This window comes from Ensifer oleiphilus, from assembly GCF_013371465.1.
Classification (GTDB): Bacteria; Pseudomonadota; Alphaproteobacteria; order Rhizobiales; family Rhizobiaceae; genus Ensifer; species Ensifer oleiphilus.
On the sequence record NZ_JABWDU010000005.1, the window covers coordinates 128,965 to 143,185 of the forward strand.

General features: G+C 60.4%; 15 protein-coding genes. 9 read left to right on the plus strand and 6 right to left on the minus strand.

Features of this window, described 5'->3' with window-relative positions:
* Positions 1–13: 13 nt before the first annotated feature.
* From HT585_RS20205 to HT585_RS20215, 3 genes are all read right to left on the minus strand, one after another.
* On the minus strand, positions 14–1,171 hold the full coding sequence (locus tag HT585_RS20205; RefSeq protein ID WP_176354650.1) for an amino acid ABC transporter permease: 1,158 nt from the start codon (positions 1,169–1,171) through the stop codon (positions 14–16).
* A 4-nt stretch (positions 1,172–1,175) separates the two neighbouring features.
* Positions 1,176–2,369 (minus strand): amino acid ABC transporter permease, encoded by a 1,194-nt coding sequence (locus HT585_RS20210; protein WP_176354651.1) that lies wholly within the window; start codon positions 2,367–2,369, stop codon positions 1,176–1,178.
* A 92-nt stretch (positions 2,370–2,461) separates the two neighbouring features.
* Positions 2,462–3,487: an amino acid ABC transporter substrate-binding protein gene (locus tag HT585_RS20215; protein ID WP_176354652.1), complete on the minus strand. Its 1,026-nt coding sequence runs from the start codon at positions 3,485–3,487 to the stop codon at positions 2,462–2,464.
* Positions 3,488–3,828: 341 nt separating this feature from the next.
* Here HT585_RS20215 and HT585_RS20220 point away from each other — a divergent pair, with 341 nt between their 5' ends.
* Positions 3,829–5,019 carry a cystathionine beta-lyase gene (locus tag HT585_RS20220; RefSeq protein ID WP_176354653.1) on the plus strand — a complete coding sequence of 397 codons (1,191 nt, stop codon included), beginning with the start codon at positions 3,829–3,831 and terminating at the stop codon, positions 5,017–5,019.
* A 109-nt stretch (positions 5,020–5,128) separates the two neighbouring features.
* Here HT585_RS20220 and HT585_RS20225 read toward each other — a convergent pair whose 3' ends face one another.
* The gene (locus HT585_RS20225) at positions 5,129–6,295 is read right to left on the minus strand and encodes an FAD-dependent monooxygenase (RefSeq protein ID WP_176354654.1); all 1,167 of its coding nucleotides are present in this window, start codon (positions 6,293–6,295) and stop codon (positions 5,129–5,131) included.
* 9 nt (positions 6,296–6,304) lie between these two features.
* Complete coding sequence (locus HT585_RS20230; protein ID WP_053247284.1) at positions 6,305–6,550, minus strand: zinc-finger domain-containing protein; 246 nt, start codon at positions 6,548–6,550, stop codon at positions 6,305–6,307.
* Positions 6,551–6,729: 179 nt separating this feature from the next.
* On the opposite strand from HT585_RS20230, the gene HT585_RS20235 reads away from it, so the two are divergent.
* The 8 genes from HT585_RS20235 (at position 6,730) to HT585_RS20270 (ending at position 13,618) form a co-directional block, all read left to right on the plus strand.
* Positions 6,730–7,515 carry an alpha/beta fold hydrolase gene (locus HT585_RS20235; protein WP_176354655.1) on the plus strand — a complete coding sequence of 262 codons (786 nt, stop codon included), beginning with the start codon at positions 6,730–6,732 and terminating at the stop codon, positions 7,513–7,515.
* 100 nt (positions 7,516–7,615) lie between these two features.
* Positions 7,616–8,443, plus strand: coding sequence for a serine O-acetyltransferase (cysE, locus tag HT585_RS20240; RefSeq protein ID WP_176354656.1), 828 nt, complete (start codon positions 7,616–7,618; stop codon positions 8,441–8,443).
* 100 nt (positions 8,444–8,543) lie between these two features.
* Positions 8,544–8,747 (plus strand): DUF3126 family protein, encoded by a 204-nt coding sequence (locus tag HT585_RS20245; protein WP_003535016.1) that lies wholly within the window; start codon positions 8,544–8,546, stop codon positions 8,745–8,747.
* Positions 8,748–8,981: 234 nt separating this feature from the next.
* The gene (locus HT585_RS20250) at positions 8,982–9,335 is read left to right on the plus strand and encodes a phasin family protein (RefSeq protein ID WP_025426808.1); all 354 of its coding nucleotides are present in this window, start codon (positions 8,982–8,984) and stop codon (positions 9,333–9,335) included.
* Between the two features lie 240 nt (positions 9,336–9,575).
* Positions 9,576–9,929: an ATP-dependent Clp protease adapter ClpS gene (clpS, locus tag HT585_RS20255; RefSeq protein ID WP_025426809.1), complete on the plus strand. Its 354-nt coding sequence runs from the start codon at positions 9,576–9,578 to the stop codon at positions 9,927–9,929.
* Positions 9,930–9,938: 9 nt separating this feature from the next.
* On the plus strand, positions 9,939–12,458 hold the full coding sequence (gene clpA / locus HT585_RS20260) for an ATP-dependent Clp protease ATP-binding subunit ClpA (protein ID WP_176354657.1): 2,520 nt from the start codon (positions 9,939–9,941) through the stop codon (positions 12,456–12,458).
* 81 nt (positions 12,459–12,539) lie between these two features.
* Entirely contained in the window at positions 12,540–13,277 is a 738-nt protein-coding gene (locus tag HT585_RS20265; RefSeq protein ID WP_176354658.1) for an AzlC family ABC transporter permease, read from the plus strand.
* Positions 13,274–13,618, plus strand: coding sequence for an AzlD domain-containing protein (locus HT585_RS20270; RefSeq protein WP_176354659.1), 345 nt, complete (start codon positions 13,274–13,276; stop codon positions 13,616–13,618). The genes HT585_RS20265 and HT585_RS20270 overlap by 4 nt, the downstream gene beginning before the upstream one ends.
* Positions 13,619–13,766: 148 nt before the next feature.
* On the opposite strand, the gene HT585_RS20275 is transcribed toward HT585_RS20270, so the two are convergent.
* On the minus strand, positions 13,767–14,186 hold the full coding sequence (locus HT585_RS20275) for an HIT family protein (protein ID WP_176354660.1): 420 nt from the start codon (positions 14,184–14,186) through the stop codon (positions 13,767–13,769).
* Between the last annotated feature and the right edge of the window lie 35 nt (positions 14,187–14,221).

Here is a 14,221-nt window from a genome sequence, read left to right on the forward strand (position 1 = left end):
CGATCTCCCCCTCTTATCGTTTATGGCTCGTGTCGAGCACGCGTTCCATGAAGCCTGAATAGCGCGACATACCGAAGCAGAAAAGCCAGAATATGAAGCCTGCGAAAATTAGCCCTGAGATCGGCGTCACCGCCGAGGCCCAGTTGGCATCCGAGAAGTTCAGCCGGACGATACCAAGAAGGTCGAACATCCCGATGATCGATACCAGTGAGGTGTCCTTGAACAGCCCGATGAAGGTGTTGACGATGCCGGGAATGACGAGTTTCAGCGCCTGCGGCAGCACGATGAGGTTCATCTTCTGCCAGTAGCTGAGGCCGAGCGAATCGGCGCCCTCGTATTGCCCCTTGCCGATCGCCTGCAGACCGCCGCGCACCACCTCGGCCATGTAGGCGGAGGCGAAGAACGACACGCCGATCAGCGCCCGCAGGAACTTGTCGAATGTCACCCCCTGCGGCAGGAACAGCGGCAACATCACGCTCGCCATGAACAGAACGGTAATGAGCGGGATGCCACGCACGACTTCGATGAAGAACGTGCAGAGCATCTTGATCACCGGCATGGTCGATCGCCGGCCGAGCGCAAGCAGGATGCCAAGTGGCAACGAGACCGCGATGCCGACGAAGGACAGCACAAGCGTCACCATGAGGCCGCCCCACAGCGGCGTCTCGACGAAGGGCAGTCCGAACCACCCGCCCGGCAGAAGGATAAGCGCCAGGATCGGCAGCACGACCAAAAGCAGGATCGCGTTGATGTTCTTGTAGGGAACCTTCGGGATCAGCATCGGCGTCAGGAACAGGACGAAGAGGATGCCGACAAGGGCGGGTCGCCAGCGCTCCTCGATCGGGTAGCGCCCGAAGAGGAACTGGTCGAACTTGGCATTGACGAAAGCCCAGCAGGCGCCGCTCCAGCCCTCCGGCTGCGAGCCGCCCTGCGCGACGGTCGCACAGACCCCACGTCCGCCGCCGGTCCAGGCGGCGTCGATGAACAGCCATTGTACGGCCGGCGGCACGAGCCAGGCGAGCACGAGCAGGCTGATGATCGTCAGAGCCGTGTCCTTCGGCGTCGCAAAGAGGTTCTTGCGAAGCCAATAGCCAAGGCCACCCGTTTGTATGGGCGCCGGTGCAGCCTCGATCATCGAGGCGCGGACAAAATTTCCCTGGTGCGAGTTCATGATCTTATCTCTCCACCAGGGCCATGCGGGCATTGAACCAGTTCATCAGCAAGGACGTCGTCAGGCTCAGCGACAGATAGACGATGATCCAGATCGACACGACCTCGATCGCCTGACCGGTCTGATTGAGAATTGTTCCGCCGACGGCAACCAGGTCGGCGTAGCCGATGGCGATCGCCAGTGACGAGTTCTTGGTCAGGTTGAGATATTGGCTGGTGAGCGGCGGAATGATGATCCGCATGGCCTGGGGTACGACGACGAGGCGCGTGGTGAGGCCGGGGCGGACGCCCAGCGCATGGGCAGCCTCGGTCTGTCCCTTCGAGACGCCACGGATGCCCGCCCGAACGATCTCGGCGATAAAGGCGGCGGTGTAGAAGGAAAGCGCCAGGAACAGCGACAGAAACTCCGGTCCGATGACCGAGCCACCGGTGAGGTTGAACTTGCCGGCAACGGGGACATCGAAGGTGATCGGCGAACCGGTTGCCAGGAAGGCAACAAGCGGCAGCCCGACGACGAGGCCGAGCACGGTCCAGAGCAGCGGGAAGCGCTGTCCGGTTGCCTCCTGCTTGATGCGCGCGTAGCGGGCCACGAAGAAGCTGGCAATGACGGCGATCACAAAGGTGTAGAAAACATACTGCGAGCCGTCGCCGAAGACCGGTTTCGGAAAAGCGATGCCGCGGTTGTTGAGAAAGATGTTGAGGGGCAGCGCGGCCGATTCGCGTGGCTGCGGAAGCACGGCGAGAACGCCGCTGTACCAGAAGAAGATGACCAGCAGCGGCGGGATGTTGCGGAACACTTCGACGTAGGCAAGCGACAGTTTCGCGATCAGCCAATTGTGCGAGAGCCGCCCGATGCCGACGACGAAGCCGATGATGGTTGCGGTGATGATGCCGGTTACTGCCACGAGCAGCGTATTGAAGAATCCGACGACCAGAGCGCGCCCATAGGTGGAATCACTCGTATAGGCGATCAAGGACTGCCCGACGTCGAAGCCGGCGCGCCCGTTTAGGAAGCCGTAGCCAGACGCGATGTTGGCGCGCTTGAGGTTCTCGATCGTGTTGTCCGCTATCCAATAGACGACGGCTACGAGAATAATGACGGTTATGACCTGGTAAAATATTCCGCGCACCTGCGGGTCGTTGATGATCGAACCGGAAGGTTTGCTCTTCTCAGGCGTAGTTGTGACGCCAATCGCCATGCAATGCCTCTTTCCCCTTGTCACCCTTTTGGGTGTTTTTATCGTTGGGATGGGGAAGCGGCGTGCCGCTCCCCCTGTCGTGTCGGGCCGACTTAGCGGACCGGAGGAGCGTACTGAATGCCGCCCTTGCTCCACAGAGCGTTGAGGCCGCGTTCGATCTTCAGCGGGCTGCCGGCGCCAATGTTACGGTCGAAGACTTCGCCGTAGTTGCCGACTGCCTTGATTATGTTGACGGCCCATTCGTTGGTCAGGCCAAGGTCGGTGCCGATCTTGCTGTCAGCTTCGACGCCGAGGAAGCGCTGGACGTCCGGGTTAGGGGACTTCTTCATCTCTTCGACGTTTGCCTGCGTGACGCCGAATTCTTCGGCCTGGATCAGCGCGTAATGGACCCAGCTGACGATATCGAACCACTGGTCGTCACCCTGGCGAACGGCCGGACCAAGCGGCTCCTTCGAGATGATTTCCGGCAGGATCATGTGATCGTCGGGCTTGGACAGCGTCAGGCGCAGCGAATAAAGGCCCGACTGGTCAGTGGTGTAGACGTCGCAACGACCGGCGTCATAGGCCGCGTTCACTTCTTCGAGCTTTTCGAAGACGACCGGGTTGTACTGCAGGTTGTTGGACTTGAAGTAGTCGGCGAGGTTGAGCTCGGTGGTGGTGCCGGTCTGTACGCAGACGGCAGCGCCGGAGAGTTCGAGTGCCGACTTCACGTTCAGGCCCTTGCGGACCATGAAGCCCTGGCCGTCATAATAGTTGACCGGGCGGAAGTTGAAGCCGAGAGCGGTGTCGCGGTTGATCGTCCAGGTGGTGTTGCGGGCGAGGACATCAACTTCGCCGGACTGAAGGGCCGGGAAACGTTCCTTGGCCGAAGTGGGCGTGTATTTTACCTTGGTGCCATCCGCGAAGATCGCGGCGGCGATCGCCTTGCAATAGTCGACGTCGAAGCCGCTCCAGTTGCCCGAAGCATCCGGTGCTGCGAAGCCGGCGAGACCGGTGTTCACGCCGCATTGGACGAAGCCCTTGGCCTTCACGTCATCGAGCGTCGCAGCCGAAGCCGCATGTGCGCCAATCCCCATGACAGCAGCGCCAACAAGGGCTGTCAGAATTCTTCTTGCCATTTTTTAGAACCTTTTTCTGTTGTCGTTAGTTCCCGTCTGCACCAGCGCGTCTCCCTGCGCGTACAGCCTCCGCCACCCTCATGGCGCGAGTGCAATCTATCTCATGCTCAAAATCCATGGGGGTCAAGAGAGCTTGCCGATTTTCTGAACTTGCGTGTGAAAAACCTGAAATAAGCCAGAAGTTTAGGCAGGTTTTGCAAGAAACGGGCAATTGCTGTGCGAAAATTCGCCAATCGTCGCTTCATTCTGCCGCAAAGTGTGTTTGTCGGATTTTGCCACTTGACCCCGGTTGTGGGGCGTTCGAAGAGTTTGGGATCGGTTTTTCAGCATCGGACACTTCAATGGCAGACAGCGGCAATGTGAACGGCAAGATGGGCATCAACACCCGTCTGGCTCATACCGGCAACAAACCCTCCGACTATTTCGGTTTCGTCAATCCGCCGGTCGTTCACGCGTCCACCGTGCTGTTTCCAAATGCCCAGACGATGGAAACGCGCGCGCAGAAATACACCTACGGCACCCGCGGCACGCCGACGACGGATGCCCTCTGCGACGCGATCAATGAGCTTGAGGGAGCGGCCGGCACGATCCTCGTTCCCTCGGGCCTTGCTGCCGTCACCGTGCCGTTCCTGGCCTACCTTTCGTCCGGTGACCACGCGCTCATCGTCGATTCGGTCTATTTCCCGACCCGCCACTTCTGTGACACGATGTTGAAGCGTCTGGGTGTCACTGTCGAATATTACGACCCGATGATCGGTGCGGCGATCGAAAGCCTGATTCGCCCGAACACGCGTCTGGTTCACACGGAAGCTCCAGGCTCCAACACGTTCGAGATGCAGGATATCCGGACGATCGCCGATGTCGCGCATCGTCATGGATGCATCGTCACCATGGACAACACGTGGGCGACACCGGTTTATTTCAAGCCGCTCGATCATGGCGTCGACGTCTCGATCCATGCCGCCACGAAGTACCCCTCGGGTCATTCTGACGTGCTGTTCGGGACGGTCTCGGCCAACGCCGCCCACTGGCCGGCGCTGACGGAAGCAATGGTCACGCTCGGCATCTGCGTTTCCCCTGATGATAGCTATCAGATCCTACGCGGGCTTCGCACCATGGGCATCCGTCTCGAGCGGCACCAGGAAAGCGCGCTGTCGCTCGCCACGTGGCTGGAGGGGCGTGACGAGGTTGCCCGCGTGCTGCATCCGGCGCTGCCGAGCTTCCCCGGCCACGACCTCTGGAAACGCGATTTTACCGGCGCGAGCGGCATCTTTTCCTTCGTGCTGCGGGCGGAAAGCCCTGATCGCTTCAGGGCCAAGGCGCACGCCTTCCTCGATGCGCTGTCGCTGTTCGGGCTTGGCTATTCCTGGGGCGGCTTCGAGAGCCTGGCGCTTCACGTCGGTCTATCGGATCGCAAGGTGGCGTTGGCGCCAACCGAAGGGCCGGTGTTGCGTCTGCAGATCGGTCTTGAGGATGTTGCCGATATTCGCCGGGATATCGAGGCAGGGCTGGCAGCGGCAAACGCTGCCTGACCGTTCCTAAAGCGCGTCACGATCTTTCAGATTCGCTTGGCGCGCTTCAGTTCTCTTTTTCACGCATGTCGTTATCGCAAAACCGCGGAACACTTTTGCGCGACATGCCTTAGTGCTCGGGAGCGCCGTAGCCGTAGAGCCAATCGAGATCGGCTGCGAGCGCTTCGGGACTTTTCATCGACAGGACGATATCCCGCCCGAGCCGGAATGGGCCGCGGGCGTGGTAGGCGAAGCGGTTGAATGCTGCGCGGCGTCGCACTTGGGCAATTCGAGGCCGGCGTTTGGCCTCGAAGGCTCTGAGGGCTCCGACGATATCGCTTGAGCCGGCGAGGCAAGCTGCAAGCTCATGCGCGTCCTCGATCGCCATGGCAGCGCCTTGTGCTGCAAATGGCGTCATCGCATGGGCGGCGTCGCCGATCAAAACAGTCTTTCGCCCATCCTGCCAAGCGCCATCCGTCACCGTGCAAAGCGGCCAATAGGTCGGCGCGTCGGCGTTTTTCAGCAGCGTCTGCAAGCCGGTGCTCCAGCCGGAAAAGGCTGCGAGGTAGTCGCGGCGGCGGTCTTCGGAATCCCTGCCGACCCAGACGCTGTCGGTTTCCTTCCCCTCGATGATCGCAACCAGATTGAAGCCGTCGATTTCTCGCAAGGGGTAGGCGACCAGATGCGCCCGCGGGCCAAGAAAGGCCGTGACGCGATCCGCCTGCAAGACGCCCGCGGCGGCAGCGCGCGTGACGGTCATGCGCCAGGCGACATTGCCTGAAAACTGGACAGTGCCAGCGCCCGGTACAGCGCCCCGCAGTCGCGACCAGATACCATCGGCGCCGATGATCAATGCTGGTGCCCGGCCGGTGATCGTGGCAGTCGCCTGCTCGGCATCTCCATCGATGCGGTGGCCGAGATGGAGGCGGCAGCGCGGTTCGGCGGTGACGGCGGCGATCAGGATCTTTTGAAGGCTTGCCCGGTGCAGAACGCCATAGGGAGCGCGCCAGCGGTCACGGGCAAAACGGCCTGAGGCCACGCGCGCAAGCGAACGCAGGGATCTTCCGTCGACAAGCGCGATTGCATCAGGCTCCGTCCAGGCGACTTCAAGCGCCTCGAGGAGACCGAGTTCACTGAGGATGCGCGACGCATTCGGAGAGAGCTGAAGTCCGGCACCGACCTCGGTGAGAGCGGCTGCCTGCTCGACAATGTCGACGTCAAACCCGCGACGCGCGAGGCTGAGCGCTGCCGTGAGCCCGCCGACACCGGCACCGACGATCGCGACCGCCGCTGACATCCGCGTTGATCAGGCTGCCTGGAACGTAAAGAGACAGCCTGGCGGGTTGGTTTCGGTCGCCTTCAGCTTCGGATTGTAGCGATAGAGCGTCGAGCAGTAGGAGCAGACCTTTTCATTGTCGTCGCCCATGTCGATGAAGATATGCGGATGGTCGTAGGGAACGGACGCGCCGGTGCACATGAATTCCTTGACGCCGATCTCGATTGCCTGGTGTCCGCCGTCATTCTGGAAATGCGGGATGCTGTGGCCGGCCATGTCATGCTCCGATGTATGCAAGTCTTTGAGGGTCGAATTTGCCGGCACCATAGTGAGCTTTGTTGCAAAAGTGTAGCGGCAAACACGCCGCACCTGTGGTTTTTGCGGGCCCGGGGTTTCCCTCTTCTAAGCGACAAATTAGGTTGCGCCAAACCGATGCCGCCTCAAGGACTAGAATGATGGATCTCAATCCGCCCCCATTTTCGCACTTCAAGCATGAGGGGCTGGATATTGCCTTCTTCGACGAAGGCGATCCCTCCGGTCAGCCGATCCTGCTCATTCACGGCTTTGCCTCGAGCGCCAACGTCAATTGGGTCTTTCCCGGCTGGCTGAAGACGCTCGGCGATGCCGGCTACCGGGTGATCGCGTTCGACAATCGCGGTCATGGCAAAAGCAGCAAGCCCTATGATCCGACGGTCTACCACCCCCAGCAGATGGCCGGCGATGCGGTCGCATTGCTCGGTCACCTCGGCATCGCCGAGGCGCATGTGATGGGCTATTCGATGGGAGCGCGCATCTCGGCGTTTCTGGCCCTGGCTCATCCCGATCGCGTGCGCTCTCTGGTGTTCGGCGGGCTCGGTATCGGCATGGTGACGGGAGTCGGCGATTGGGATCCGATCGCCGATGCGCTCGTAGCGCCGTCGCTCGACGTCGTGACACACGCGCGTGGCCGCATGTTCCGCGCCTTTGCCGACCAGACGAAGAGTGATCGTCAGGCGCTGGCCGCCTGTATCTCGACCTCGCGCGATCTGTTGACCGCCGAGGATATCGGACGCATCGATGTTCCGACGCTGATTGGCGTCGGCACCAAGGACGATATCGCCGGCTCGCCGCAGGAGCTTGCTGAGTTGATGCCGAATGCGCGTGCGCTTGATATTCCGGGCAGGGACCATATGCTTGCGGTGGGTGACCGGGTATTCAAGAAGGCGGTCCTCGAGTTCCTCGATGAGGTGGGGCGAGCTTAGGCGCGTCTACGACCTTTGGTCGAAGTGGTTCCGGGCCATTTATGTCCAGCCGGATTTCCCCTATATTGACGGCATAGACCGATAGAGAAGGAGTGCGACGATGGTCGCGACGACCGAACTTCGTCAGACGGAGCCCCTCAAGCTGATGGACCCGATCTGGAGCAGCCTGCGCGAGGAAGCGCGCCTCGCCGCCGAGCAGGATCCGATGCTGGCTGCGTTCCTCTATTCCACGGTCGTCAACCAGCACTCGCTGGAAGAAAGCGTCGTCTACCGCATCTGCGAGCGCCTCGATCATCCCGATCTGCAGGCGAACCTCTTGCGCCAGACATTTGCTGAAATGCTGGAGGATTGGCCGGAATGGGGCACGATCCTGCGCGTCGATATCCAGGCGGTTTATGATCGCGACCCGGCCTGCACCCGCTTCCTCGAGCCCGTGCTTTACTTCAAGGGTTTCCACGCGATCCAGACGCACCGTCTCGCCCATTGGCTCCTGAAGCGCGGCCGCCGGGATTTCGCGTTCTATCTGCAGAGCAGGGCATCCAGCGTCTACCAGACCGATATCAATCCGGCCGCCCGGATCGGCCGCGGCATCTTCCTCGATCACGCCACCGGCTTGGTGGTCGGCGAAACCGCTGTCATCGGCGACAACGTTTCGATCCTTCACGGCGTCACGCTTGGCGGCACCGGCAAGGAAGGCAGCGACCGTCATCCAAAGATCGCCGACGGCGTGCTGATCGGGGCAGGCGCCAAGATTCTCGGCAATATCCATATCGGCCACTGCTCGCGCATTGCCGCCGGCTCAGTGGTCCTGAAACCGGTGCCGCCAAAAACGACGGTTGCCGGCGTTCCGGCCAAGGTCGTCGGCGAAGCCGGATGTTCGGAACCGTCACGCCAGATGGACCAGATCCTGACAAGCTTCGAAATTTGAACCATCGGGAACCGGTGCGTAGCCGCTTCCGAGGGGTTTACACCCGCCAACGCAGCGTGCGAGAAGCGCCGCACATCAAAAACGGCTACGGAGAAGACATTTGAAGCCCGAAGAAATCCGCAAGCTTGAAGCCTACCTCAAGCGCACGTTCAACCAGTCGATGGTCGTCAAGGCTCGCCCGAAGAAGGACGAGTCGGCTGAAGTCTATCTCGGTGACGAATTCCTCGGCGTCGTCTTCCGCGATGAGGAAGATGGCGAACTGTCCTACAACTTCTCCATGGCGATCCTCGACATCGACCTCTAAATCGCCGATCGATCGTTTCAGGAAATGACCCGGTGGCGAGCGATCGCGCCGGGTTTTTCTATGGTTTGACGTTTTTCACGGCGCCAGGCCGAAGAATTTTGCGCATCCGGGGCACTTTTTCATCAAGCTGTTGCAAGTATTGTGCTTTATTGCACTGCACTCTCGACTTGACTTTTTGTGCAGTGCACATAAACTGAAGCCTCCAGATCAGGCCGGCACTCAAGGAGACACCCGATGTTCAACTTCGATGATGCAAACAAGAAAAGCAAGGAAGCCATTGACGTGGCTGTGAAGAGCTATTCCGCCTGGACCAAGGGCCTTCAGGCCATTGCGACCGAGGCTGCCGATTTTTCCAAGAAGTCCTTTGAAGACAGCGTTGCGCATGTAGAGAAGCTCTCCAGCGTCAAGAGCGTCGAGACGGCTTTCGAACTCCAGACCAATTTCCTGAAGTCGAGCTACGAGGGCTTCTTCGCCGAGGCGACCAAGATCGGCGAAATGTATGCCGACCTCGCCAAGGACGCCTATAAGCCGTACGAAGCGCCGGTTGCCAAGGCGACCGCAGCGGTCAAGGCCGCCGCTGCAGCGTAACGCAACGGATCATTGCCGTCATTGGAAGGCCGGTCGCCGATACAGCGACCGGCCTTTTTGCTGTTTCGCACACTTCACGGTGGATCGAAGAAAGTTGATCAATCTTATGCCTCTCCGTGCGATTATGATTGCAGTGCGTTGGTTCGGTCTTAAAATCTAGAAACGAACCATTAGATAAAGGGCAAGCACGCTGCGGCTACATCAGATGGATCCGCGGCTTGTACTAAGGAAAAGACACGAATGATCGCCATGCCGGTCCGGATGCAGCAAGGAAGCGACGACGAAGGAGGGGGAAGCAACCGCAGCACCTCCGTCATCACGCGCACCAAGCCGAAGACCAAGAAGCCGAGTTTGTATCGCGTTCTGCTTTTGAATGACGATTACACGCCAATGGAGTTTGTCATCCATATTCTGGAACGTTTTTTTCAGAAGAATCCGGAAGAGGCGACTCGCATTATGCTCCACGTCCACAATCACGGTGTGGGGGAGTGCGGCGTCTTTACGTACGAAGTCGCCGAAACGAAGGTGACGCAGGTGATGGATTTCGCCCGCCAGCATCAGCATCCGTTGCAATGCGTCATGGAAAAGAAATGAGGAACTAACGTGCCAACATTTTCGCCCAGCCTCGAAAAGGCGCTGCATCAGGCACTGACTTTTGCCAACGAGCGCCACCACGAATATGCGACGCTTGAGCATCTGCTTCTGGCATTGATCGACGATGCCGATGCAGCGGCCGTGATGGGCGCATGCAACGTCAATCTCGAGACGCTGCGCAAGACCGTGACAGACTATGTCGACAACGAACTGTCGAACCTGATCACCGGCTATGACGAGGATTCGAAGCCGACTGCCGGCTTCCAGCGCGTCATCCAGCGTGCGGTGATCCACGTTCAATCGTCCGGACGCGAGGAAGTGACGGGTGCAAACGTGCTCGTTGCGATCTTCGCCGAGCGCGAGAGCCATGCCGCCTATTTCCTGCAGGAGCAGGAAATGACGCGCTACGACGCGGTCAACTTCATTTCGCATGGCATCGGCAAACGGCCGGGAAGCTCCGAGGCACGTCCGGTGCGCGGGGCAGAGGAGCACGAATCCGAGCAGAAGCCGGCACGCGAAAACGAGGAGGCGAGCGCCAAGAAGCAGCAGGACGCGCTGACGGCCTATTGCGTCAACCTCAATGAAAAGGCGAAATCGGGCAAGATCGATCCGCTGATCGGCCGGCACGCCGAAGTCAATCGCACGATCCAGATTCTCTGCCGTCGCTCGAAAAACAATCCGCTCTATGTCGGCGATCCCGGCGTCGGAAAGACGGCAATCGCCGAAGGCCTTGCCAAGCGTATCATCGAAAAGAAGGTGCCGGAGGCGCTCCAGGACGCGACAATCTTCTCGCTCGACATGGGGACGCTGTTGGCCGGTACGCGCTATCGCGGCGATTTCGAAGAGCGCCTGAAGCAGGTCGTCAAGGAACTCGAGGACTATCCGGGCGCAGTGCTGTTCATCGACGAAATCCACACCGTCATCGGCGCCGGCGCCACCTCGGGCGGCGCTATGGATGCCTCCAACCTATTGAAGCCGGCGCTCTCGTCGGGTGCGATCCGTTGCATCGGGTCGACCACCTACAAGGAGTACCGGCAGTTCTTCGAAAAGGACCGCGCGCTCGTCCGTCGCTTCCAGAAGATCGACGTCAACGAGCCGACGATCGCCGATACGATCGAGATCATGAAGGGTCTGAAGCCTTACTTCGAGGATTATCACCACCTGAAATACTCGAACGAGGCGATCAAGGCCGCGGTCGAGCTTTCGGCTCGCTACATCAACGACCGCAAGCTGCCGGACAAGGCGATCGACGTGATCGACGAATCCGGTGCAGCGCAGATGCTGCTGCCGATCAGCAAGCGCCGCAAGCTGATCACCGAGCGCGAAATCGAAGCCACCATCGCCACCATGGCCCGCATTCCGCCGAAGACCGTCTCCAAGGACGACGAAGCGGTGCTGGCCAACCTCGAGAAGGAACTGCGCTCCGTCGTCTACGGTCAGGATCTGGCGATCGAGGCGCTGGCTTCGTCGATCAAGCTCGCCCGTGCGGGCCTGCGCGAACCGAACAAGCCGATCGGCTGCTACGTCTTCTCCGGTCCGACAGGCGTCGGCAAGACCGAAGTCGCCAAGCAGTTGGCAACGTCGCTCGGTGTCGAGCTTCTGCGCTTCGACATGTCGGAATACATGGAGCGGCACACCGTATCGCGACTGCTCGGTGCACCTCCCGGCTATGTCGGCTTCGACCAGGGCGGTCTTTTGACCGATGGCGTCGACCAGCATCCGCATTGCGTGCTGCTGCTCGACGAAATCGAAAAGGCGCATCCGGACCTGTTCAACATCCTGCTGCAGGTCATGGATCATGGCTCGCTCACGGATCACAACGGCAAGAAGATCGACTTCCGCAACGTCATCCTGATCATGACGACCAATGCCGGCGCTTCGGAAATGGCACGGGCTGCAATCGGCTTCGGCTCCTCCAAGCGTACCGGCGAGGACGAGGAAGCGCTGAACCGCCTGTTCACGCCCGAGTTCCGCAACCGTCTCGATGCGGTCATCCCGTTTGCATCGCTGCCGACGCCGGTCATCCATCAGGTGGTGCAGAAGTTCGTCATGCAGCTGGAGACCCAGCTTGCCGAACGCAATGTCACGTTCGATCTGGCGCCCGATGCCATCGCCTGGCTTGCCGACAAGGGCTACGACGAGAAGATGGGCGCGCGGCCGCTCGCACGCGTCATCCAGGAGCACATCAAGAAGCCGCTCGCCGATGAAATACTGTTCGGCAAGCTGAAGAAGGGTGGCGTCCTCAGGGTGACGATCGGCACGAAGCCGGATGGAACAAAGGGGCTGTTGCTGGATGCCGTACCGGAAACGGCGCCGATCAAGCCCAAGGCGGAAGTGACACGCCCGGCCATGAAGAGCGCCAAGCCGAAGAAGGCCGAAGAGAAGGAAGCCGTCGGCGCTGAACCCGCACCAAAGGCCAAGCCGAAGAAGGCAGCCGCCAAGGCACCTTCTGCCGCCGAAGCCAAGGACACGGGGGCGGCCAGCCCACGAAAGGGTAAGACGGTGCCGAAGGTCCCACGGAAGAAGTAGTCCTGACGGACACGATGTTTGGCGCTGCCGGATGATCTCATCCGGCAGCGTTTTTCTGAATGAAACAATCCGGAACGGCTGATGAAGATTGATGAAAACGGCCAATCGTCGGTCGTCTGGTTTCTGACTGGCATGCGCGGCCTGTTCAGCCTTCCCGCCTTTATCCTGATGTTGTCTTTCGTCGGCTTCTGTTCTCTCACGGCGCAGGCTGGAATTCCGCCGGAACAGGTCGTGTTCATGACCGGCATGGTCTGGGCGTTGCCGGCCAAGGTCATTCTCGTCAGTTCGATGATGAGTGGCGCAAGCCTGGCGGCCGCCTTCCTTGCCGTCTCGCTCTCGTCCGTCCGTCTGATGCCGATGGTCGCGGCGCTCATTCCCGAATTGCGCACGTCGAAGACGCCGACATGGCTGCTGCTGTTCCTGTCGCATTTCGTCGCGATCACCGCCTGGGTGTTTGCGATGGAGAGGGTGCAGGCGGTGCCGCGCGACAAGCGTGTCGCCTTCTTCGCCGGCTTCGGCATCACGCTGGTTGTCGCCAATATGGTGCTGGTCGGGGTCGTCTATCACTTCGTCGCGGATTTTCCGCCGATTGCTGCCGGTTGCCTGTTCTTCCTGACGCCGATCTATTTCCTCGCTTCGATCTGGCATTCGGCGCGCCATCCGGTCGTCCATATCGCGCTGCTCATCGGCCTGATCGCCGGTCCTTTGTTCTATTGGCTGGTGCCCGAATTTGACATCCTGCTTGCGGGCGTCGGCGGCGGTACGCTGGCATGGGCCGCGGAACGTCTGTGGCGTCGTCGCAAGGAGATCGATGCATGACTTGGCAGGATGGTTGGTGGGCCTACGCCTTCATCGCGATCGCCGGCTGGCTTGCAACGGACATCTGGCGCTGGCTGGGTGTCATTGCCGGAAACCGGCTGCGCGACGATTCCGAGGCGTTGAATTGGGTGAGGGCGGTGGCGACAGCGCTCGTCGCTGCGGTCATCGCCAAACTTATCCTCTATCCGACGGGCGTGCTTGAGCAATCGCCGCTCTGGCTGCGCCTGGGGTCGGTGGCGATTGGCGCAACGGCGTTCTTCCTGCTCGGTCGCAAACCGGCAATCGGTATCGTCACAACGATAGCGGCGTTGGCTTCCGGGCTGTGGTGGCTGGGCTTTTAGAGCGGGGTCCAGAAGAGTGCACCAAGGGCGCTCTAACACTCTGAGTCTAAAGAAGCATGTCCGTCTCCAGTGATTGGACTTGAAAGCCAGATGCTCCGGAGATGCGATGCAAGCCTGACGGCCGCTTGCGCGGCCGTCAGGCTTGCATTCAAAGCGCCTGGCGCACTTTCTCGGCGTTGGCCGCCAGCACTGCGCCATCTTCCATCGTGCCGGAATGCGGCTTCAGCGGAACGCCGTCGCGTCGTGGAATGACATGGAAGTGCAGGTGGAAGACGGATTGGCCGGCGGGCGCCTCGTTGAATTGCATGATCGTCACGCCGTCGGCGTCGAAGGCATCCTTGGCGGCGACGGCGATTTTCTGGACGGCGGTGATCAGTGCCGGCAGGCTCGCAGTGTCGGCATCGAGCAGGTTGCGCGAAGGTGCCTTGGGAACGACCAGCATGTGTCCCTCTGCCTGCGGCATCACGTCCATGAAGGCGATCGTCGCATCGTCCTCGTAGACGCGGTGCGACGGGATCTCGCCCCGCAGGATCTTCGCGAAGATGTTGTTGATGTCGTAAGCGCTCATTGTTTTTCCTCGTAGATTGGATCCGGCCGATGCCG